The 22,285-nt window shown below is 60.0% G+C and carries 13 protein-coding genes and 2 riboswitches; of the genes, 5 read left to right on the top strand and 8 right to left on the bottom strand.

Features of this window, described 5'->3' with window-relative positions:
* Positions 1–24: 24 nt before the first annotated feature.
* Together AACY49_RS10065 and AACY49_RS10060 are read right to left on the bottom strand one after the other, a co-directional pair.
* Complete coding sequence (locus tag AACY49_RS10065) at positions 25–519, bottom strand: DUF934 domain-containing protein (RefSeq protein ID WP_258700245.1); 495 nt, start codon at positions 517–519, stop codon at positions 25–27.
* Positions 503–2,161, bottom strand: coding sequence for a nitrite/sulfite reductase (locus tag AACY49_RS10060; protein ID WP_258700246.1), 1,659 nt, complete (start codon positions 2,159–2,161; stop codon positions 503–505). The genes AACY49_RS10065 and AACY49_RS10060 overlap by 17 nt, the downstream gene beginning before the upstream one ends.
* Before the next feature lie 522 nt (positions 2,162–2,683).
* On the opposite strand from AACY49_RS10060, the gene AACY49_RS10055 reads away from it, so the two are divergent.
* A complete protein-coding gene (locus AACY49_RS10055) occupies positions 2,684–3,769 on the top strand; it encodes an ABC transporter substrate-binding protein (RefSeq protein ID WP_339523394.1) in 1,086 nt (361 codons plus the stop codon).
* A gap of 17 nt (positions 3,770–3,786) precedes the next feature.
* Here the strand turns inward: AACY49_RS10055 and AACY49_RS10050 are convergent, their stop codons facing one another.
* Positions 3,787–4,002 (bottom strand): DUF2970 domain-containing protein, encoded by a 216-nt coding sequence (locus tag AACY49_RS10050; protein ID WP_339523392.1) that lies wholly within the window; start codon positions 4,000–4,002, stop codon positions 3,787–3,789.
* 178 nt (positions 4,003–4,180) lie between these two features.
* Between AACY49_RS10050 and AACY49_RS10045 the strand changes: the two genes are divergently transcribed.
* Positions 4,181–11,158, top strand: a complete 6,978-nt coding sequence (locus tag AACY49_RS10045; RefSeq protein ID WP_339523618.1) for an NEL-type E3 ubiquitin ligase domain-containing protein — start codon at positions 4,181–4,183, stop codon at positions 11,156–11,158.
* A gap of 75 nt (positions 11,159–11,233) precedes the next feature.
* Here AACY49_RS10045 and metH read toward each other — a convergent pair whose 3' ends face one another.
* Entirely contained in the window at positions 11,234–14,944 is a 3,711-nt protein-coding gene (gene metH / locus AACY49_RS10040; protein WP_339523390.1) for a methionine synthase, read from the bottom strand.
* A 155-nt stretch (positions 14,945–15,099) separates the two neighbouring features.
* Here metH and AACY49_RS10035 point away from each other — a divergent pair, with 155 nt between their 5' ends.
* The gene (locus tag AACY49_RS10035; RefSeq protein ID WP_339523388.1) at positions 15,100–17,385 is read left to right on the top strand and encodes a fatty acid cis/trans isomerase; all 2,286 of its coding nucleotides are present in this window, start codon (positions 15,100–15,102) and stop codon (positions 17,383–17,385) included.
* Between the two features lie 108 nt (positions 17,386–17,493).
* Entirely contained in the window at positions 17,494–18,078 is a 585-nt protein-coding gene (nfuA, locus tag AACY49_RS10030) for a Fe-S biogenesis protein NfuA (protein ID WP_007898222.1), read from the top strand.
* Between the two features lie 218 nt (positions 18,079–18,296).
* On the opposite strand, the gene cobM is transcribed toward nfuA, so the two are convergent.
* The 4 genes from cobM to AACY49_RS10010 all read right to left on the bottom strand — a co-directional run bounded on the left by cobM (position 18,297) and on the right by AACY49_RS10010 (position 20,446).
* Positions 18,297–19,043: a precorrin-4 C(11)-methyltransferase gene (gene cobM, locus AACY49_RS10025; RefSeq protein WP_258700251.1), complete on the bottom strand. Its 747-nt coding sequence runs from the start codon at positions 19,041–19,043 to the stop codon at positions 18,297–18,299.
* An 82-nt stretch (positions 19,044–19,125) separates the two neighbouring features.
* Positions 19,126–19,539: a cobalamin biosynthesis protein gene (locus AACY49_RS10020; protein WP_258700252.1), complete on the bottom strand. Its 414-nt coding sequence runs from the start codon at positions 19,537–19,539 to the stop codon at positions 19,126–19,128.
* Positions 19,536–20,243: a CbtA family protein gene (locus AACY49_RS10015; protein ID WP_339523380.1), complete on the bottom strand. Its 708-nt coding sequence runs from the start codon at positions 20,241–20,243 to the stop codon at positions 19,536–19,538. Before AACY49_RS10015 ends, AACY49_RS10020 begins: the two co-directional genes overlap by 4 nt.
* Positions 20,244–20,254: 11 nt before the next feature.
* A complete protein-coding gene (locus AACY49_RS10010) occupies positions 20,255–20,446 on the bottom strand; it encodes a CbtB-domain containing protein (protein ID WP_258700254.1) in 192 nt (63 codons plus the stop codon).
* A gap of 122 nt (positions 20,447–20,568) precedes the next feature.
* Positions 20,569–20,797, bottom strand: a riboswitch (cobalamin riboswitch).
* Positions 20,798–20,906: 109 nt separating this feature from the next.
* A riboswitch (cobalamin riboswitch) is annotated at positions 20,907–21,118 on the top strand.
* A gap of 102 nt (positions 21,119–21,220) precedes the next feature.
* On the opposite strand from AACY49_RS10010, the gene cobW reads away from it, so the two are divergent.
* On the top strand, positions 21,221–22,282 hold the full coding sequence (cobW, locus tag AACY49_RS10005) for a cobalamin biosynthesis protein CobW (RefSeq protein ID WP_339523378.1): 1,062 nt from the start codon (positions 21,221–21,223) through the stop codon (positions 22,280–22,282).
* The last annotated feature ends 3 nt before the right edge of the window (positions 22,283–22,285 follow it).

Genomic DNA, 22,285 nt, shown 5'->3' with positions numbered 1-22,285 from the left:
CAATGCGGGCTCAAGGCATCACGGTCAACGGCGACGGAACAGCGGCAGCGGTTCATCGGTGGCGGCCTGATAGGTCACCGAGAAGTCCTGGAGACTTTCCAGGGCTTCGTACGGGTCTTTATCGGCGCGCAAGGCAAAGGCGTCGAAACCGCAGCGATGCATGTAGAACAGCTGGTCGCGAAGCACATCGCCAATCGCCCGCAGTTCGCCTTTGAAACCATAACGGTCACGCAGCAGGCGGGCGTTGGAGTAGTTGCGGCCGTCGGTGAAGGCCGGGAAGTTCAGGGCGATGATCTGGAAGTTCGCCACGTCGTCACCGATTTCTTCAGCTTCTTCGTCGGCATCCAGCCACACACCCAGGCCGCCATCGCGGGCCTTGAGCATGCGGCTGTGTTCGCGCCACAGTTGCAGCGGGACGATCAGGTCGTCGCAGTTGCTGATCTCGTCGATGTTGAAATCTTTCGGCAGCAAGTGCCAGGTTTCGTCGACGACTTCGTTGTTCTTAATTATTCGCTGCATAGACGCGCTCCTTGAAGAGGTCGATGCCGATACGCTGATAGGTGTCGATGAAGCGCTCGTCTTCGGTACGTTGTTCGATGTACACGTCGATCAGCTTCTCGATCACGTCAGGCATGGCTTCCTGGGCGAAGGACGGGCCGAGGATCTTGCCCAGGCTCGCATCGCGACTGGCGCTGCCACCCAGGGACACCTGGTAGAACTCTTCGCCTTTCTTGTCCACGCCGAGAATGCCGATGTGGCCGACGTGGTGGTGACCACAGGCGTTCATGCAACCGGAGATGTTCAGGTCCAGCTCGCCGATGTCGAACAGGTAGTCCAGATCGTCGAAACGGCGCTGGATGGATTCGGCGATCGGGATCGACTTGGCGTTGGCCAGGGAACAGAAGTCGCCGCCCGGGCAGCAGATGATGTCGGTCAGCAAGCCGATGTTCGGCGTGGCGAAACCTTGCTCGCGCAACTCGCCCCACATGGCGAACAACTGGCTCTGCTCGACATCGGCCAGAATGATGTTCTGCTCGTGGGAGGTGCGCAACTGACCGAAGCTGTAACGGTCGGCGAGGTCGGCAACGGCATCGAGCTGCTTGTCGGTGATGTCGCCCGGCGCAACGCCGGTCGGTTTCAGGGACAGGGTGACTGCCACATAACCCGGCTTCTTGTGGGCCAGGGTGTTGCGGATGCGCCAGCGGGCGAAACCCGGGTGCTGTTTGTCGAGCTCGGCCAGTTCGGCTGTCTGGTTTTCCAGAGCCTTGTAGTCCGGATCGACAAAGTGTTTGGCCACGCGATGCACTTCGGCGTCGGTCAGCGTGGTCTGGCCACCGCGAAGGTGTTCCATTTCCGCGTCGACTTTTTGCGCGAACACTTCAGGTGTCAGGGCCTTGACCAGAATCTTGATCCGCGCCTTGTACTTGTTGTCGCGACGGCCGTAGCGGTTGTAGACCCGCAGAATGGCGTCGAGGTAGCTCAACAGGTCCTGCCACGGCAGGAACTCGTTGATGAACGCGCCCACCACCGGTGTACGGCCCAGACCGCCACCGACCAGCACACGGAAACCCAGCTCGCCCGCAGCGTTGTGCACCGGCTCAAGGCCGATGTCATGGACTTCGATGGCCGCACGGTCGGACGTCGAACCGTTGATGGCGATTTTGAATTTACGCGGCAGGTAGGCGAATTCCGGGTGGAAGGTGGTCCACTGACGGACGATTTCGCACCATGGACGCGGGTCGATCAACTCGTCGGCCGCGACACCGGCGAACTGGTCGGTGGTGACGTTGCGCAGGCAGTTGCCGCTGGTCTGGATCGCGTGCATCTGCACGGTCGCCAGCTCCGCCAGGATGTCCGGGATGTCTTCCAGGGCCGGCCAGTTGAACTGTACGTTCTGCCGGGTACTGATGTGGGCGTAGCCCTTGTCATAGTCGCGGGCAATTTTGGCCATCATTCGCGTCTGGCGCGACGTGAGTTGGCCATAAGGCACCGCCACCCGCAGCATCGGGGCAAAGCGCTGGATGTAAAGGCCATTTTGCAGGCGCAGGGGGCGGAATTCTTCTTCGCTCAGCTCGCCTGCCAGATAGCGTCGGGTCTGATCACGGAACTGCTTGACGCGGTCCTCGATGATCCGCTGATCGTACTCGTCGTATACGTACATATAAGTCCTGTTCTCAGGCTTGGGCTGGTCGGATGCAGCTGCGTGATCGCTTGCTGTAATCCGATTCTGCCTCGGCAATTCTGCGCGCACGGCCGCGCACTCCCAACGGAGCCGACGCAAGATACCAGTTTGCAGTTATGCGCAAAAGTGATGTTTGAGTATATGCAAAGAACCAAAACGACTAATGAGAATCGTCGTGGTAAAGCCCTCATTTGTGGTGCGGGCAATCATCGTCTTAACTGTGCTCGAGTCTTTATGCAGTCACCGATAAAACCGACAAGAGGCGATGCAATGAGCAACCCAACCAAAGCAAGGAAAAGCGATAGCACGGTCGATGCCTGGGCGATTTTGTTCCTGATCATCCTGGTCGTGGGTACAGCAGTGTTCTGGGTCAGCCATCAATAAACGACCTCGTCCGGGCCCGGCGCCGACAATCGTCGGATAAATGCCGGAATAAGCGCCGTTTCAAGGGACTTCGCTGGCTATAATGCGCGGCGAATTTTCGGGGGCTCGGACGATTAAATGTTGAAGTTTTTCTGTGGTGTAGTGCTGGCGCTTGGTACGGTCCTGGGACCGTGCGCCCAGGCGGCGTCCGTATTGTTCCTCAATCCTGGGACCACCCAAGAGGTGTTCTGGGTCAGTTACTCGCAGTTCATGCAGGCCGCGGCCAAGAACCTTGGCATGGATTTGCACATCCGGTATTCCGAGCGAAACGCTGAAACCACGCTCAAGCAGGCCCGTGAAGCCCTGCAAGGGCCGAACCGGCCGGACTATCTGGTGTTCGTCAACGAACTGTATGTCGCGCCCGAAATCCTGCGTCTGGCTCAAGGCAGTGGCGTGAAGCTGTTTTTGGTCAACAACGCCCTGACCGCAGACCAGATGCGCCTGCTCGGTGCCCAGCCGGACAAGTATCCCGATTGGTTGGGCAGCCTGGTGCCCAACAATGAAGAGGGCGGCTACCTGATGCTCAAGGAGTTGATTCGTCTGCATCGCCCGGTCGCACCCGGCGAGGTCATTGATCTCGTGGCCTTTTCCGGCCTGAAGATCACGCCCGCCGCGCAACAGCGTGAGCAGGGCATGATGCGGGCATTGGCCGAACACCCTGAAGTGCGGTTGCGCCAGTTGGTCTATGGTGGCTGGACCCGTGAACGAGCTTACGAACAGGCCAGGTTATTGTTCAAGCGTTATCCGCAAACGTCGCTGGTCTGGTCGGCCAACGATGAAATGGCCTTTGGCGCCATGCAGGCCTACGCCGAAACGGGCGGCCAACCCGGCAAGGATGTACTGTTCAGCGCTATCAACAATTCACCGACCGCGTTACAGGCGCTGTTGGATGGGCGTTTGAGTGTGCTGTTGGGCGGGCACTTCACTCTGGGGGGGTGGGCCCTGGTGCAACTGCATGACTACGATCAGGGTGTGGACATCAGTCAGTATGGCGGGCGCGACCGGCAGATTCCGTTGTTGCAACTGATCGATCGGGCACAAGCCAAGCGGTTACTGGCGTTGAGTGCTACTCAGGATTATGGCGTGGATTTCCAGAAACTCTCGGCCAAGGGGCGACCGACGTCGTATCGCTACCCGTTCAGCTTGCAAATCCTGATGCACTGATTGGCCTGGAAGCAGGCTCAGATCCTTGCCAGGTGCAGCACCAGTTTGACGATGCCGAACAGCGTCAGGGCGAACACCGCCGTGAACAGAATCCCCAGAATCACGAAGTGACTCGGTTTACCGTGGGTGAAGTCGCGCGCCCGGTTCTTGCCGCTCTGTACCCCGAAAGCCGCCGCCATGACACTGTGCAGCATCTGCCAGAAGGTGGGCGGCTTGTTGTTCGGATCGTCCATAAAAGCCTCTGACTGCGGTTTGATAGTGGTGTGATGAGGATAGTCAATGCCACGCTTGCAGGGAGTGAATTCGTCGTCCGGGCAATGTTTATCAAATAATTATGTACCGCAGAGCGAGTGCGCGGTCGTGATCTCCTGATGTTTCAACACTGACATCAGGAGAATCATCGTGTCTGGAATGGACTCATCCGCAGACAGCGGCTTGCACACCGAACTGATCAAAGACCGGCTGCCCGCCTGGATCAACCATGCGACCGCCGCCAACCTCAAGGCGCTCGGTCGTAGCAGGGTACCCGGCCAGTTACCCGCTCACGCCAACCCTGGCTGGTTTGCACGCGCGACGCCCGAGCTGCGCCAGCGCTTGCGCGATAGCCAGGCGCGCAGCCGCGCCGCCAATGACGCCCTGGCCAGGACCCTCAAGGACCTGAAAGGGATCACCGATTTTTGCGAACCATTGCTCAAAGATGCGCTGCGAAAGACGTTCGCGGCCGAGCTGGATCTGAAAAACACCCAGCTGTATCACTTGCGCTATCGCCAACCGCCCATCAAGCAATCGTTGTTGCAGGCAGCGCTGGGCAACTTCGAAGCAGGCATGGCATTCGACGAGGTGGCCCTCGGCGAAACAAGTGCGATCGCGCCACTCGGGGCTTTGCGCACCGAGTACTACGGGGAGACCAAGAGGGACGGCTCGCGAGCGGCGCGTCACCGGTACACCGAGAAACTCGCCATAACGCCCGCCGCGTTCTCGACCCTGTGTCGCGACCTTGATCTGGGCAAGCAGTATCAGGATCACCTCGACGCGACATTCGATTCTGCAGCCAGCAAGGCCCGGGTGCGCGAGCAAATGATCGCGGCACAGAAGGCTGCAATGGAAATGCGTGTGCATATCGCACGCATCAAGGACGAAATCACCCAGGCGGGCTATGAAACCTTGCTGGCAATACTGAATGACCAGCCCAGGCCGACGTTCAATGGGCGGCCGATCGTCTACAGTCAACTGGAAATGCTCGGCTCGTCGTTGAGCGAGATTGTCATCATCGGCACAGCCGCTCGAGGGACCCGGCAACTGCTTGAAAGAGGCGAGCCCTGGACCTCCTTGTTACCGCTCAATCCGATACCGCTGCTGAAAAAAAAGCTGAGTGCAAATGAAGAGCGGATCATCGTCTACATCCCGGGTGCACCGTTGTACCCCATCAAGGAGTACGCCTCGTTCAAGGCGTTCGAGCAGGACTTGCGGCTCAACGTGCGCTCGGCGCAATACCAGCGTCTTCTCACGGGATGGGTGAAGCACGATGAGTCGGCTCGTTTTATCGGCAGGGTCAAGGAGGGGCTGTTTACCTACAAATGGAACGCCGACGCCGGTCGCCGAGGCCGTTATGAGCAGATCTATGATGACGAGGCCAATCTGCGGCTCAAGGAAACTTTCTTCGGTAGCGAGCTGTTCGGCGAACTCCACGCCCGGCATCTGCAGCGATTGAAAGCCAATGCACGCCTGCTGGCAGTGCCCACCGAGGATGTGGACAACGAAGCATTCTGGGCGCGACTCAAGCATTACGCCGAGTTGGGCCTGGACTTTCTCAACGTCGCGGCTTTTTTCGTACCCGGGCTTGGGGAAGTGATGATGGCCGTCGCCGCTGTGCAATTGTCCGTCGAGGTCTTTGAGGGCATTGAGGCCTGGGAGGACGGTGATAGTGATGAGGCTTGGTCGCATCTCGAATCTGTGGCCATGAATGTTGCCTTCATGGCTGCGCTGGGTGTAGCGGGAGCGGTGGCGAACAAGGCACCGACCATTCAGGTTTCTCGCTGGGTCGACGGGTTGGTGCCGGTCAAATTGCCCAATGGTGAAGCGCGGTTGTGGAAGCCGGACCTTACACCTTACCGAAGCACGCTGACCCTCGATCCCCAGGCCAGCTCCAATGCGTTGGGACAATATGAGATCGGCGGCAAGATCTGCATCAAGCTGGAAGGTCACGTCTATGAAAAGACCTTCGACAGTGAGGCGCAGCAATGGCGTATCAAGCATCCGTCCAACCCGGACGCTTATCAGCCGCTGATGCAACACAATGGTCGCGGTGCCTGGCGCCACAGCCTGGAACGTCCCCTGGAATGGGATCGCAGGACCCTGTTACGGCGCATGGGCCAGGAAACCGAAAGCTTCACCGATCAGGAGCTTGAACGCATCGCCGATGTCAGCGGTATCGACGACGATGTATTACGCAAGATGCACGTCGACAATCTGCCAACCCCGCCGTTGCTTCGTGATGCCTTGCGTCAGTTCAAGGTCGATCGGCAGGTGAACGATCTGATCCGGCAAGTGCGCAGTGATCAGCCCATTAACGATGATTACACCCATCTTCTGCCTTTTGTCAGCGAGTTGCCGGGCTGGCCGCCCGGTCGCGCTCTGGAGGTTTTCGACGGGACACCAGAGCTGGGGCCTTCGACCCGGTACGGTGTCCAGGACGGTCCAGCGGCGGATACGATCGAACTCAGCCGCGGCGAAGTGACGGGGGCGGGGTTTCCCGAGCGGATACTGGCGGGGCTCAATGAGCAGGAGATCACCGGCCTGCTCGGCGAACAGGGCGCTCGGGTTCCCTCGTTGCGGGGGGCTGTGCTCAGGGAACGGCTCGGGGAGCTGGCACTGAGCAAAAAAACGGCGCTGTTCGACAATCTCTATGGGAGCGAGACGTCGGACGAGCCTTTGGTGCAACTGTTCAAACGACACCATTCGGGGCTGTCGACAGAGGCCGCCACCGAATTGCTGGCCAATGCCAGCGATCTGGAGCGCGCCAGAATGCGCGACAGTCAACGGGTGCCCTTGCGGCTGGCCGAAGAAGCCCGCTGGTACGTACAGCAAAGCCGGCTGAACCGCGCCCTGGCCGGCCTGCACCTGGACAGCATGGCGGCAGCCGATAGCGACAGGCTGGCGCTGCACGCACTGGAGAAGTTGCCGGGCTGGCCGACTGATGTGAGGCTGGAGGTACGCGATGGCGGGCTGAGCGGTCAGTTGTTCGACAGCATCGGCAGTGAAGACGCTCCCTTTCGTAAATCTCTGGTCAAACAGTCTAGCGGTTACCAGGCCTTCAACGAGCGAGGGGAGACCCTCAACAGTGTTCCCCGTCATGGTCGCAATTTTTATGCCTCGATCATGCATGCCTTGCCGGACAGTGCACGCCAATCCCTGAAATTGCCCCATGTCGGACAGAGTGCCGATCTGGAAAACATGTTGCGGCAATACGCCTTCGATCATCGTAGCGACATGGCGCTCGCCCTTGGGCAGCGTCCGATCAAACCCTGGTTCAAACCACCGATGCGGTTAGCGGACGGCCGAATGGGCTATCTCCTGAGCGGGCGTGGAGCAGGGAGCAAGGTGGCCTCTTCGCTCATCGCGCGGGTGCAGGATATTTTTCCCGGAGCGCAGGAGCTGGAGGCCGAGCTCTTTGTTTATCGATGCCTGATGGAGGGCAAGACCGAGCAACAGACGCTTCATCTGCTGAACACCAAGGCTCGGGAACTTGAAGCTCTGCGCAGTTCCCTGGATGGATGGGTTGCACAAGACACTCAACCTGCGGATGCGACGCCCTTGAGGCCGGTCGGGCGGCGACAGGTCGCAGACCGAATCGTCGATTGCTGGCAGCGGTCACTCCTTGGAACAGGAGATGCGTACCAACGGCTGGATCTGCAAAACCTGGCAGAACTGCCGCCGTTGCCGGACGGGTTTTCGCAAGTCAGCGAGTTGCTGATCGGCGGGCAGGACTTCACCGGCCACCAGGCTGCGACGCTACTGCAGCGCTTCTCCGAGGTGAAGAAGCTCACGGTACGACTAAGCGAACTCGATGGTTTACCCGACGCGCTAGCGGATTTGCAATCACTCACCGAGCTGACGGTACAAGGCTACCGCCTGCGATACCCGGTCGAATTTCAGGCGCGCTTGAACGCAATGCCGCAGCTTGAACGGTTGAATCTATTGGGTTCGGGTTATCTCAACAGCATCGATGTTTCCCGGCTGACCAGGCTGCGTGGGCTGAACCTGTCCGGGGCGCAATTGATCGAGTGGCCTGTCGGCGTACTGGGTCTTGAGCATCTGGAGCAACTGAACCTGCAAGGCAGTTATCTTCATTCACTGCCCACCGAATTGCTTCAGGGGCATGAGCGTCTGTGGCGAGGCTTGACGATGGATTGGTCGACGCTCACCCACGAATCCTTCATGGCGACCTACGCCTGGCTCAAGGATAACCCCGGGCATCTGGTTGACGTCGACAGGATGGTCGACAGCTACTGCCGTGGAGCTGTAAGCCGTGTACTGTCGCATCCGGTTACCAACGCCGCCGAGCAGTTCCGCCGGATTGGAGACTCCAATGATGCGATGCTCAATCGTGTCGGGCAGTTGCGTCGGCAAGAGCGTGAGCTGGACCAGGTACTCGTTACCTGGCAATCCCGCACACTCAGTGTCGATCAGCGTCAGGTTGACTCGCAGGCTCTATTTTCGACGGCGCAAAAGCTCAAATCCAACTGGCGTAACGGCTTGCGAGCGCAGTACGAGCCCCAGGCATCGGTGCCCGGGCCTTCCTGGAGGTTGAACTCCAGCGAGTCGGCCTCGACTCTTGACCTGTCGGGTGTCGCCCTGGGTGGCTTGCCCGTACTTCCGGAAAATGCCTTCGCTCATGTATCGACCTTGCGCATGGGGGGCGTCAGGGCGCCACTCGATGAGCTCGATGATTTTCTGAGGCGTTTTTCCGGTCTGCGCGAGCTGGATCTCAGCAATAACGCCCTGGCCGGGTTTCCGTCAGCTCTGGAAGGTTTGTCGGACCTCACCACGTTGAATGCTTCGCGTAACCAGATCCTTGTGACGCCACCTGTTCAGCAATGCTTGAACGCGCTGGAAAAACTCCAACACTTGAACCTGCAATACAACCCGGTACGCACGCTGGATGTCTCGGGGCTGAGCAGTCTGGAAACCCTGGACCTGGGCCACACCGCCGTTCGTGACTGGCCGGTTGGGATATTGAACCTGCCAGGGCTCAAGCGCCTGGAACTGGGTTACAGCGCAATCAGTGCCGTGCCGAGCGAGGCGTGGAGCGGGCACGACAGTCTGCTGTTCAACACCAACCTTCGCGGTTGCAAATTGACCACCGAAGCGTTTACCCAGGTGCAGGCTTTTGCCCGGCGCAGTGGTAACACGCTTGGTATTCCGCCGGATGTGCTGCTGGAGGGGGGCACGGGTGGTGAGCCGGAGTATTTTTCCGGTGAGGAAACCCAGGATTCGATCAATCGCGATCTTCTTGGGCCTTTGGCGACGGACCTGAACCGAAACGATCCGGCGTTTTCCCTGGTGGCCCGCCTGCAACGGCTGGACCCGGCCCTGACCGAACAAACCGCCGAACAGGTCATCGAGCTTTTGCGGACAAAGGGCTTGCCGTTTCTGGAGATCGACAGCCAAATCACGCAATGGCGTCTGCAGCTCGAAACCTTGAGGCAGCAGCTCAATGACTGGATCAACATCCGCACCTATCGCGAAGGAAATTATCGGGTGTCGTCGACCTATCGCCGTCGCGCCGCCGACCGGATTTTGGCTGTGTGGCGTCAGCGGTTGCGAGGCGCACTGGCGGTCTCGGAGGAAAACCGCGGCAGCCTGCTCGACTTGAGTGATATTCCCCTGGGGGGGCTGCCCGCTTTGTCCGGCGATTTCAGCCACGTCGGAACGCTGAACCTGACGGGGGTCAGTTCAGGGGGACAAGGGCTCGACCCTTTTTTCAGCGCTTTTGGTCAGGTGCACACCCTGATGCTCAATCGCAATGGCCTGGATAGCATGCCGAGCGCCATTACCGGACTTGCGCGACTGGAGCGCCTGGAAGCGGCCCATAACAACTTCACCAGCAGCGAGCCACTGCAACGCCAGATCACCCGTATGACCGGCCTGCGCTGGCTGGACTTGAGCGAAAACCGCCTGCAGACGATCGATGTCAGTGGGCTCACGCGGCTCGATACCCTGGACTTGAATGACAACGACTTGAGTGCGTGGCCGGAAGGTGTGCTGGAACTGCCCGCACTGAGAACACTGAATTTGAGCTACAACCAGTTGAGGGAGCTACCGGCAGAGGCCACAACCGGTCATGACGAACTGATGAGAGGTACCAATCTCACCGATAACGTACTGTCGGCGGATGAACTCCGGTATTTGCAGGAGTATGCACGCCGGTCCGGCAATAGTCTGGGTTATAACCTGAACGAGATCGACCAGATGATCGAGGACTATGAGCAGGATGAGTGGGATGGCAACGATCATTCTTCCGGTGAAGAGGGCGAGGACGAACCCGAGGATGAGCAGAAAGAGCGCTGGATGGAAGGCGCCGGGGAATCGACCGCCGACAAGGAAGCCACGTGGGATAGCCTGAAGGATGAAGAGGGCGGGCAAGATTTCTTTCATCTGCTCTCGCAACTCAGGCACACCAGGGATTTCATGAGTGACCGTGCTGATCTCACCCGTCGAGTCTGGCAAGTACTCGATGCGGCTCGAAGCAACACCGATTTGCGCAAGGACCTGTTCCTCCGTTCAGAGCGCGGCTACACCTGCGGGGATGGCCGAATTCTTCGGTTCAGCGATCTGGAGGTCAAGGTGTTCGTATTCAATGCCTTGCAATCTGTTGTAGCTGATCAGGAGGGAAGGGAGCTTTTCAAACTCTCCAGAAATCTGTTCCGCCTTGGAAAAGTCGAGGAAATTGCCAAGGCCCATGCCGAACGCCCGCCAAAGAAGGATCCGGCCGAAGTGCGCCTGGCCTACCGTATCGGGCTGACCGAGCGGCTGGAACTGCCGGCGCAACCGGACTCGATGCTGTATCGGGGGGAATCAGGTGTGACGGCCCATGACATCGATGCTGCTTACACGGCCGTCATCAATGCCGAAAACACCCGTGAATTCATGGATGATATCGTGCAGCGCGAATACTGGACCGATTACCTGAAGCGCAAGTACCCGGATGAATATGCTGCACTGGACAAGCGCCAGGCAGAGGCTGCCGAGGCGCTCGAAACGCGATATCCGGACTTCAGTGAGGACTATCTGACGGAAATAGCGGCGTTGAGTAAAACCAATAACGTCGAGTCGCTGGGTTTGGCGATTCAACTGACCGAACGCGAACGCGCCGACATCGGCCTGTAAGCGGATTGATCAAAGAAAACGGCCCCTGGATCACTCCAGGGGCCGTTCTTCGTTCAGGCTTTCAAACTCGCCGTATCAGTTGTCATAGCCCAGGTTAGGCGCCAGCCAATGCTCGGTCACGCTCAACTCCTGACCTTTGCGTGAGGTGTAACTCTGCACCTGATCCTTGTCGATCTTGCCCACGGCAAAATACTGCGCCTGCGGGTGCGCGAAATACCAGCCGCTGACCGCCGCCGCCGGGAACATGGCGTAATGCTCGGTGAGGAACACACCGCTGCGGCCGGCCTTGAGTTCTTCCGCTTCCGGGTCCAGCAGCTTGAACAGCGTGGCTTTCTCGGTGTGATCCGGGCAGGCCGGGTAGCCTGGGGCAGGGCGGATGCCGGTGTATTGCTCTTTGATCAGCGCCTCGTTGTCGAGCGTCTCATCCTTGGCATAGCCCCAGTAGTCTTTACGCACCTGTTGGTGCAGCCACTCCGCACACGCCTCGGCCAGACGGTCGGCCAGGGCCTTGACCATGATCGAGTTGTAGTCGTCGCCCGCGTCCTGATAGGCCTTGGCCACTTCTTCGGCACCGATCCCGGCGGTGGTGATGAAGCCACCCACGTAGTCGGTCACGCCGCTGTCCTTCGGCGCGACGAAGTCGGCCAGGGAGAAGTTCGGTTTGCCGTCGGTCTTGATGATCTGCTGGCGCAAGTGATGCAGCTTGGCCAATGGCTTGCCGTCATCGCCGTAGACTTCGATGTCATCGTCGCGCACCTGATTAGCCGGCCAGAAACCGAACACCGCACGGGCACTGATGAGTTTTTCGTCGATCAGCTTGGCGAGCATTTCCTGGGCGTCGGCGTAGAGCGCGGTGGCGGCTTCACCGACCACTTCATCCTGCAGGATGCGCGGGAATTTGCCGGCCAGATCCCAGGAAATGAAGAACGGCGTCCAGTCGATGTATTCGGCCAGCACTTTCAGATCAATGTTGTCCAGCACCTTGGCGCCAGTGAACGTCGGTTTGACCGGCTCGTAGCTGCCCCAGTCGAACTGCGGCTTCTTGGCGATGGCCACCGGGTAGCTCAGGCGTTCGGTACGGGCGCTGCGGTTGGCGGTACGCTCACGGACGTCAATGTATTCCAGGCGGGTCTTCTCGACAAAACCGGCCTTCAGTTCCTTGGACAGCAACTGGGTCGCCACGCCCACGGCGCGGGAGGCGTCGGTGACGTAGATCACCGCGTCGTTGCTGTACTTGGGCTCGATCTTCACCGCCGTGTGCGCCTTGGAGGTGGTCGCGCCACCGATCATCAGCGGCAGATAGAAGTCCTGACGCTGCATTTCGCGGGCCACGTGAACCATCTCGTCCAGCGAAGGCGTGATCAAACCGGACAAGCCGATGATGTCGCATTTCTGTTCTTTGGCGACTTGCAGGATTTTCTCCGCCGGCACCATCACACCGAGATCGACGATGTCATAGCCGTTACAGCCCAGCACCACGCCGACGATGTTCTTGCCGATGTCGTGCACGTCACCCTTGACCGTGGCCATGAGGATTTTGCCCTTGGCTTCCGGCTTGTCGCCTTTTTCCAGTTCGATGAACGGAATCAAGTGGGCCACGGCCTGCTTCATCACACGGGCGGACTTCACCACTTGCGGCAGGAACATTTTGCCGGCGCCGAACAGGTCGCCGACGATGTTCATCCCGGCCATCAACGGGCCTTCGATGACTTCGATCGGCCGCGAGAACGACAGGCGCGATTCTTCGGTGTCTTCCACGATGTGGGTGGTGATGCCCTTGACCAGCGCATGTTCCAGACGTTTGTTGACGTCCCAGTTGCGCCACTCTTCGGTCTCGGCTTCCTTGACGCTGCCGTCGCCCTTGTACTTGTCGGCGATGGCGAGGAGGGCGTCGGTGCCGTCCGGGGTGCGGTTGAGGATCACGTCTTCGACGGCGTCGCGCAGTTCCACCGGGATCTGGTCGTAGATCTCCAGTTGGCCGGCGTTGACGATGCCCATGGTCAGGCCGTTGCGGATCGCATACAGCAGGAACACCGAGTGAATCGCTTCGCGCACCGGGTTGTTGCCACGGAACGAGAACGACACGTTGGACACGCCGCCGGAGGTCAGGGCGTACGGCAGTTCGTCGCGGATGTAGGCGCAGGCGTTGATGAAGTCCACAGCATAGTTGTTGTGTTCTTCGATGCCGGTGGCCACGGCGAAGATGTTCGGGTCGAAGATGATGTCTTCCGGCGGGAAGCCGACGTCGTTGACCAGAATGTCGTAGGAGCGCTTGCAGATTTCTTTCTTGCGCGCTTCGGTGTCGGCCTGGCCGGCTTCGTCAAAGGCCATCACCACCACGGCGGCGCCGTAGCGTTTGCACAGTTTGGCGTGATGAATGAACTGCTCGACGCCTTCTTTCATGCTGATCGAGTTGACGATGCCTTTGCCCTGGATGCACTTGAGGCCGGCTTCGATCACTTCCCACTTGGAGGAGTCGATCATGATCGGCACGCGGGAGATGTCCGGTTCGCCGGCAATCAGATTGAGGAAGGTCACCATGGCCTTCTTCGAATCGAGCATCCCTTCGTCCATGTTGATATCAATCACCTGGGCGCCGGCTTCGACCTGTTGCAGGGCGACTTCCAGGGCTTCGGTGTAGTTGTCTTCACGGATCAGCCGGGCGAATTTGGCGGAACCGGTGATGTTGGTCCGTTCGCCGACGTTGACGAACAGCGAGCTGCGATCGATGGTGAACGGTTCCAGGCCCGACAGGCGGCAGGCCTTGGGAATGTCGGGAATCTCGCGCGGCGCATAACCGGCAACTGCTTTGGCGATGGCTTCGATGTGGCCCGGTGTGGTGCCGCAGCAGCCGCCGACGATGTTCAGGAAGCCGCTTTGGGCGAATTCTTCGATGACCTTGGCGGTTTCCGATGGCAGTTCGTCGTACTCGCCGAATTCGTTCGGCAGGCCGGCGTTCGGGTGCGCCGACACGTGGGTGCTGGCCTTGTTCGACAGCTCTTCCAGGTACGGACGCAGTTCGCTGGCGCCAAGGGCGCAGTTCAGGCCGACCGAGATCGGTTTGGCGTGGGCTACGGAGTTCCAGAACGCTTCAGTGGTCTGGCCGGAGAGGGTGCGACCCGAGGCGTCGGTGATGGTGCCGGAAATCATGATCGGCAATTCGACGCCCAGCTCTTCGTAAACCCCTTGTACGGCGAAGATCGCCGCTTTGGCGTTGAGGGTGTCGAAAATGGTTTCGATCAGGATCAGGTCGGCACCGCCTTCGATCAGGCCTTTGGTGGCCTCGGTGTAGTTTTCCACCAGTTCATCGAAGGTCACGTTGCGGTAGCCGGGGTTGTTCACGTCAGGCGACAGCGAGCAGGTGCGACTTGTAGGACCGAGCACGCCGGCGACGAAGCGTGGTCGGTCCGGGGTTTCCAGAGTCTTGGCGTCCGCCACCTTGCGCGCCAGGCGTGCGCCTTCTACGTTGAGTTCGTACGCCAGGCCCTGCATGCCGTAGTCGGCCTGGGACACTTGGGTGGCGTTGAAGGTGTTGGTTTCCAGAATGTCGGCGCCGGCATCCAGGTAGGCTTTTTCAATGGCACCGATCACGTCCGGACGCGTCAGCACCAGCAGGTCGTTGTTGCCTTTGACATCGCTCGGCCAGTCGGCGAAGCGTTTGCCACGGTAATCCTGCTCCTCGAGCTTGTAGCTCTGGATCATCGTCCCCATGCCGCCATCGAGAATCAGGATGCGCTCTTTGAGGGCGTGCTTGAGAGCTTGAAGGCGAACGCTGCGATCGGACATTTGGACTACTCGGTAAGGCCATGACGAAGGGCCGGGATAATAACAAACCTGTGCGCTTTTAGAGCATGTGCCGATTTTGCATGAATATCGTTCATGTTGGTGCGCAGGCCAGACCGGTAGAATCGCGGCGTTTTCTCACGATCAGGACCAGGGATATGTCGTATCGCGTCGTCATCAGCCTATTGATGCTGCTTTTAAGCGGGGGCGCCGCTGCGCAAGGTCCGGATATTTCCTACGTCCGCGACATTCAACCGATCTTCACCGAAAAGTGCGTGGCCTGCCATGCCTGCTACGACTCCGCCTGTCAGCTCAATCTGGGCAGTGGTGAAGGGGCGGCCCGAGGTGCAACGAAGGCACTCGTCTATGATGGCGAACGCAGCCAGGCCGCCGCGCCGACCCGGCTGTTTTATGACGCCTTCGGCAAACGTGCCTGGCAGCAAAAGGGCTTCTATTCGGTGCTCGACGCCCAGGGCAGCCAGGCGGCGCTGATGGCGCGCATGCTCGAACTGGGCCACAAAACCCCGTTGCAACCCAACGCCAAATTGCCCGAAGACATCGTCCTGGGCCTGAACCGGGAAAACATGTGCGCCATGCCGGTGGAGTTCGGCGGCTACGCCGGCTCCCATCCGAAAGAGGGCATGCCGCTGGCGGTCACCGGCCTGACCGATCAGCAATACCAGACGCTGCAACGCTGGCTGGCCTCCGGTGCACCAATCGATGAGCAGGGCCTGGTGCCCAGCGCCAAGGAGGCCTTGCAGGTGGTGCAGTGGGAAAACCTGCTCAATGCGCCGGGCGCCCGGGAGAGCCTGGTCGGGCGCTGGTTGTTCGAGCACTGGTTCCTGGCGCACATCTATTTCAAGGACGGCGAGCCGGGGCACTTCTTTCAGTGGGTACGTTCGCGCACGCCGACGGGGCAGCCGATCGATCTGATTAACACTCGCCGCCCGAATGACGATCCGGGCACTCAGGTCTACTACCGTTTGTGGCCGGTGCAAGGCGTGATCGTGCACAAGACCCACATCACCTATCCGCTGAGCGCGGCGAAGATGGCGCGGATCAAAAGCCTGTTTTACAGCGGCAATTGGCAGGTCAACGCACTGCCGGGTTATGGGCCGGAGCGACGGGCCAATCCGTTCACGACCTTTGAGGGCATCCCGGCTCAGGCGCGTTACCAGTTCATGCTCGATAACGCCGAATACTTCGTGCGCACCTTTATTCGTGGCCCTGTCTGCCGCGGCCAGATCGCCACCGACGTGATTCGCGACAACTTCTGGGCGCTGTTCCAGGCCCCGGAGCATGACCTTTACATCACCGACCCGAAATATCGTGGCCAAGCCACACCGTTGCTGGCGATGCCGGGGCAGAACGATGACGTCGGCAGTGTCCTGAGCCTGTGGCACGACTACCGCAATAAACGCAACGAGTACGAAGCCTTGCGCCGCGACAGCTACGCCGACCTGCCGGCACCGAGCTGGTCGACCCTGTGGGCCGGCAATGACAACGCGCTGCTGAGCATCTTCCGGCATTTTGACAGCGCCTCGGTGAACAAAGGCCTGATCGGTGACGTCCCGCAAACCATTTGGCTGTTCGATTACCCGTTGCTGGAACGCACGTATTACCAGTTGGCGGTCAACTTCGATGTGTTCGGCAACGTGTCCCATCAGGCCCAGACCCGGTTGTATTTCGACCTGATCCGCAACGGTGCCGAGCAAAATTTCCTGCGTCTGATGCCGGCCGACTCACGGGACGGCTACCTCGACGATTGGTATCAGAACGGCGGCAAGTTCAAGATGTGGCTGGATTATGAGTACATCGATAATGACAAACCAACGGCGCTGACGCTGGACGAGGCGGACCCGAAACGCGACTTCGCCTTGCAGTTGCTGTCCCGTTACGGCGACCTCAACGCCAAACCCGACCCGATCAACCGCTGCGACGGCGCTTATTGCTCGCGGCCGAACATCGATCTGGCGTTGCAGAACGCCGAACAGGCCCTGAGCCGCCTGACTTCGCGTCCGGCGGCGGGGCTGAAAGTCATCGATCAGTTGCCGGAAGCCACGATGTTGCGCATCGAGACCCCAAGCGGCAAGCGCGAGGCCTACAGCCTGTTGCGCAACCGGGCCCACAGCAACGTGGCGTTCCTGCTTGGTGAATCGCTGCGCTATCAGCCGGGGCTCGACACGTTGACCATTTATCCGGGTGTACTCAGCAGTTACCCGAACTTCATGTTCAACATCCCGGCAGGGCAAGTGCCCGCATTTGTCGACGAGATGGAAAACGCCAAAGACGCCGCCAGCTTCGAAAAAATCGTCGAACGCTGGGGCATTCGCCGCAGCCATCCGCAGTTCTGGCAGTATTTCCATGATCTGAGCCGCTACATCCGCGACACCGACCCAGTGGAAGAGGGTGTGCTGGACATGAACCGCTACGAGAATCTCTGAAATGCCTGCTCCCACATTGGATCAGTTGTGCTTTCCCGACAAAAATACTAGGACTTTGTGCGGCGCGATGATTGGCGTAAACTGCGTCCAAGCCTGCGAGGAGTTTCCATGACCGCTATTACCATTACCGACGCCGCCCATGATTACCTGGCCGATCTGCTCTCCAAGCAGAACACCCCGGGTATCGGCATCCGCGTTTTTATCACCCAGCCTGGCACCCAGTACGCCGAAACCTGCATTGCCTATTGCAAGCCGGGCGAAGAAAAACCTGAAGATACGGCGCTGGGGCTCAAAAGCTTCACCGCTTACATCGACTCGTTCAGCGAAGCGTTTCTGGACGATGCGGTAGTCGACTACGCCACCGACCGCATGGGCGGCCAGCTGACCATCAAGGCGCCAAACGCCAAAGTACCGATGGTCAACGCCGACAGCCCGGTCAACGAGCGCATCAACTACTACCTGCAAACCGAGATCAACCCGGGGCTGGCCAGCCACGGCGGTCAGGTCAGCCTGATCGATGTGGTCGAAGACGGCATTGCCGTGCTGAAGTTCGGCGGCGGTTGCCAGGGCTGCGGCCAGGCAGACGTCACCCTGCGTGAAGGCATCGAGCGCACCTTGCTCGAACGCATTCCCGAGCTCAAGGGTGTTCGTGACGTGACTGACCACACGCAGAAAGAAAACGCCTATTACTAAGGTGTTCGCTGCAACATAAAAAACGGTGCCCGTGAGCACCGTTTTTTTATGGATGATCGATATCCTGTGGCGAGGGAGCTTGTCGGATCGCCGCACCGTCCCGCTCGACTGCGAAGCAGTCGCAATCCAGCCGATGCATTTTCCCGTGATGAATGCGTTGGCTGATTTTGGGACCGCTGCGCGGTCCAGCGGGAGCAAGCTCCCTCGCCACAAGTGCTTCAGGGCCTGTACAAATGCGCATGCCCCGCGCGATACAGCGACGACTCACTGAAGTGATCGCTGCCCAACACCCGACCCACCAGAATCAGCGCTGTTCGGCGAAATCCCTTGGCTTGAACCTTCTCGGCAATATCCTCAAGCGTCCCCACCACCCAATCCTGATCCGGCCAGGTCGCCCGGTGGATCACGGCGATCGGGCAATCAGCGCCGTAGTGTGGCAGCAGTTCGGCAAGGATCTTCTCCAGATGATTGACCCCCAAGTGGATCGCCATGGTCGCCCCGTGCTGCGCCAGGCTACCGAGTTCTTCACCGGCAGGCATCGCGGTTTTGTCGGCGTAGCGGGTCAGAATCACGCTCTGTGATACGTCCGGCAAGGTCAGTTCGGCGCCTAAAAGGGCCGCGCAAGCCGCGGTGGCGGTGACGCCGGGAATGATTTCGAAAGGGATGTCGAGTTCCCGCAGGTAGCGGATCTGCTCGCCAATCGCGCCGTACAGGCTCGGGTCGCCGGAATGCACCCGGGCCACGTCCTGGCCGTTGGCATGGGCGGTCTTGATCAGCTCGATGATCTGTTCCAGGTGCAATTCGGCGCTGTTGACCACCTGTTCGGCCCGATGGCCCTCCAGCACGGCGGCGGGCACCAGGGAGCCTGCATAGATGATGACCGGGCAGCTACGAATCAGCCGCTGGCCTTTGACGGTGATCAGTTCCGGGTCGCCGGGGCCTGCGCCAATGAAGTAGACGGTCATCGTCGTTTCCTGTCAGAAAAAGGGCTTGGGCAGGCTTCAGATGAAGATTGCTCATGATCGAAGGCGGGGATTATCGGGGATTTTACGCGGCGCTGGCCAATGCCAGGGTGGCCTGGGCGTATTTTTGTCGTGGAATCAGTAACTTTGCAGGCGCCTGAGCCAATTGTTCGGCCAATGCCAGCGCGGCACTTTCCGCTACGCCGTAACAGCCGGTGCGTTCGAACGCGATGTCCGAGTGGTGGCTGAGTTGCGGTTCATAACCGGCCAATTGTTCGCTGCTGAAATACATCAACGGCAATGCCAGCTGTTCGGCCAGTGCGATCAGGCCAGGTTCTTCGCGCTTCAGGTCGATGCTGGCCAGGGCCTTGATCTCACGGAGTTCGATTTGATGGGCCTGTAACGCCTGATCAAGCAGCGCCCGCAGCGTGCTGACGGGGCAGCCGCGCTGGCAGCCCAGGCCGACCACCAGGGTCGGCGCTGTGCTGACGTCAGTCATGCGCAGTAATGGCCATCGCTTTTACGGCGGAACAACCAGGCGCTGATCAGGCCCAGGGCCAGCCAGAACGCCACGTTGGTCAGCTGCGAAGCGATCTTGAATTGCGCTTCCAGGGCTTCCGGCGCCAGCATCGAATGGACTTCCGGTTGCGGCGCACCGATCACATGAGGCACGGCCAGAATCGCCACGCCGAGGACTTTCATCAACCAGTGGCGGCTGAACACGATCAGCGCGATGCCGACCGCCGTGGACGCGGCAGTGCCGATCCACCAGATCTGCCGTTGCGCCAGATCCGCCGCGGCAGTGCCCGGCAGCTCAGGTGGCAGGCCGAGTGTTGGCGCCAGCACGAAGGTCGCGTAACCGGCCAGACCCCAGAGCAGGCCCTGAGAGGTCTTGGTTGGTGCGCGCAAGGTGTAGAGACCGGCGAGCATCAGGGCGAACCCGACTGCAACCACCAGGTTACCGCCCGTCGTGGACAGCACGCGCTGCCAGCCGTCTTCAGGCTCCCAGGCTTCGGCATCGTGGGTGTGAGCGGCGACAGCACCGGCGGCGTGCTCGTGGACTTCAACAGCGGCCGGCTCGGATTTTTCGTAGGTCTCGGCCTGCAAAATCAGCGGTGCGACCCAGAAGCTTTGCAGCAGGGTCAATAGCAGGGCGGCCAGCAACCCGGTGAACCCTGCGGTTTGCGCAATACGCTTGATCATCTCAGCAGGTCTCAATGGCACGGAAAGGCAGAGCTGTGACGGGTATCGTGCGCGGCGTTGTGCACCGCTTCGATGTGCGAGAAACCGGCGAAATACACAAGGCTAGCGCCAAGGATCGACGCACAAAAGGCGGCGGTCAGGCGTTGGCTCAGGGTTGTGGTGGTGCTTGCGGTTGTGTGGCCGGTGCTGCTGATGATCGACATGGCGCTTCCCTCTGGTCTGTCAGCGGGTGAATAGAGCGCATGAAAACCTCCGCACGCCGGGGGCACGCAGAGATTTCGAACAGCGCCCGCCCACCGCGGGTTTGTTATTCAGTGAACGTAAGAGTCACTTTATGTTGCGGGCCGGTCTCCGGGCTCGCGAGGGGCGCTGGCTTTCGCCTGAACCTGCAAGCATCACCTTCCCATGCCCTATGACAGGCACAGTGGATCTGACGCTTCACTCGCTTACCGTTGCGGGGGCAGCACCGGACTGACATGGCTTTAGAGTAAAGCACATGATTCACCGGTTTCCCGTTTCACCCTGTGAAGGGCACCCGTAACAAGGCGTGTAGGAGAGCATGGGCGGGGGTTGGGCGTCAATTGGCAGGGGGCTTGCTCGCGAAGGCGTCATCACAGCCGCCACAGATCTCTGCGCGGACATTGACCCGCCCCCACACGATGCGTAGCCTTGCGCTTTCGAGGTTCTTCGGCGTCTGCCGAAGCTAAGAAGGGAACGCGGTCGATGCCGCGGCTGCCCCCGCAACTGTGAACGGTTGTGTTTCTGCCAGGCCACTGCACGCACCTTCCACTGGTCGCGCGGGAAGGCGCAGGAATCGCCAGTCGAAAGACCGGCACACCGTCAGCCAGGAGACCTGCCTCGACACAGATTCTCACTTTCAACCGGGCGGGGTGATCCGGTGGCGAACTCTTCAGGCACGCGCCCCCGCGTTGCCGGTCGTCGTCCCGTATGCCCGCCACCTTGCCAAAGGGCATCCGATGAAAACACTGGCCAAACTCCCTGTCACCATCGTTACCGGCTTCCTCGGTTCGGGCAAAACCACCTTGCTGCGCCACATGCTCGACAACGCTCAGGGCCGCCGTATCGCGGTGATCGTCAACGAGTTCGGCGAGCTGGGCATCGACGGTGAAATCCTCAAGCAGTGCTCGATCGGCTGCACCGAAGAAGAAGCCAACGGTCGAGTCTACGAACTGGCCAACGGCTGCCTGTGCTGCACCGTTCAGGAAGAATTCTTCCCGGTGATGCGCGAACTGGTCGCTCGTCGCGGCGACCTCGACCACATCCTGATCGAGACCTCCGGCCTGGCACTGCCAAAGCCTCTGGTTCAAGCCTTCCAGTGGCCGGAAATCCGCAGCGCTTGCACGGTTGACGCGGTGATCACCGTGGTCGACAGCCCGGCCGTCGCCGCTGGCACCTTCGCTGCATTCCCGGATCAAGTGGATGCCATGCGCAAACTCGACCCGAACCTGGACCACGAATCGCCGTTGCACGAGCTGTTCGCCGACCAACTGGCCAGCGCCGACCTGGTGATCCTCAACAAGGCCGACCTGATCAGCCCTGAAGACCTGGCCCGCGTGCGCCTGGAAGTCGCCGAAGAGCTGCCGCCAGCGGTAAAAGTCATCGAAGCCAGCAGCGGTCGTCTGCCACTGGACGTGCTGATCGGCCTCGGTGCCGGTTCCGAAGAGCACATCGACAGCCGCCACAGCCATCACGATCATCACCATGAAGGCGAAGACGATCACGACCATGACGCGTTCGACTCCATCTCGATCGAGCTGCCACAAGCCGACGAAAGCTTGCTGATGGATGCGCTGACCCAACTGGTGGTCCAGCACGGCATCCTGCGGGTCAAAGGTTTCGCGGCGGTGCCGAACAAACCGATGCGCCTGCTGATTCAGGGCGTGGGCACGCGTTTCGACAAGCACTTCGATCGTCAGTGGGGCGCCGAGGAAGCGCGCGCGACCCGTCTGGTGTTGATCGGTCAGGCGCTGGATGCCGCTGCGCTCGAAGCGCAATTGCGCGCCGCGCTTAGCGTTTAACCC

This window comes from Pseudomonas sp. EL_65y_Pfl2_R96 (assembly GCF_963970905.1).
In the GTDB taxonomy this organism is placed as follows: domain Bacteria; phylum Pseudomonadota; class Gammaproteobacteria; order Pseudomonadales; family Pseudomonadaceae; genus Aquipseudomonas.
The sequence above is the reverse complement of the archived record's forward strand: the minus strand, read 5'-3'. Positions and strand labels throughout refer to the sequence as shown.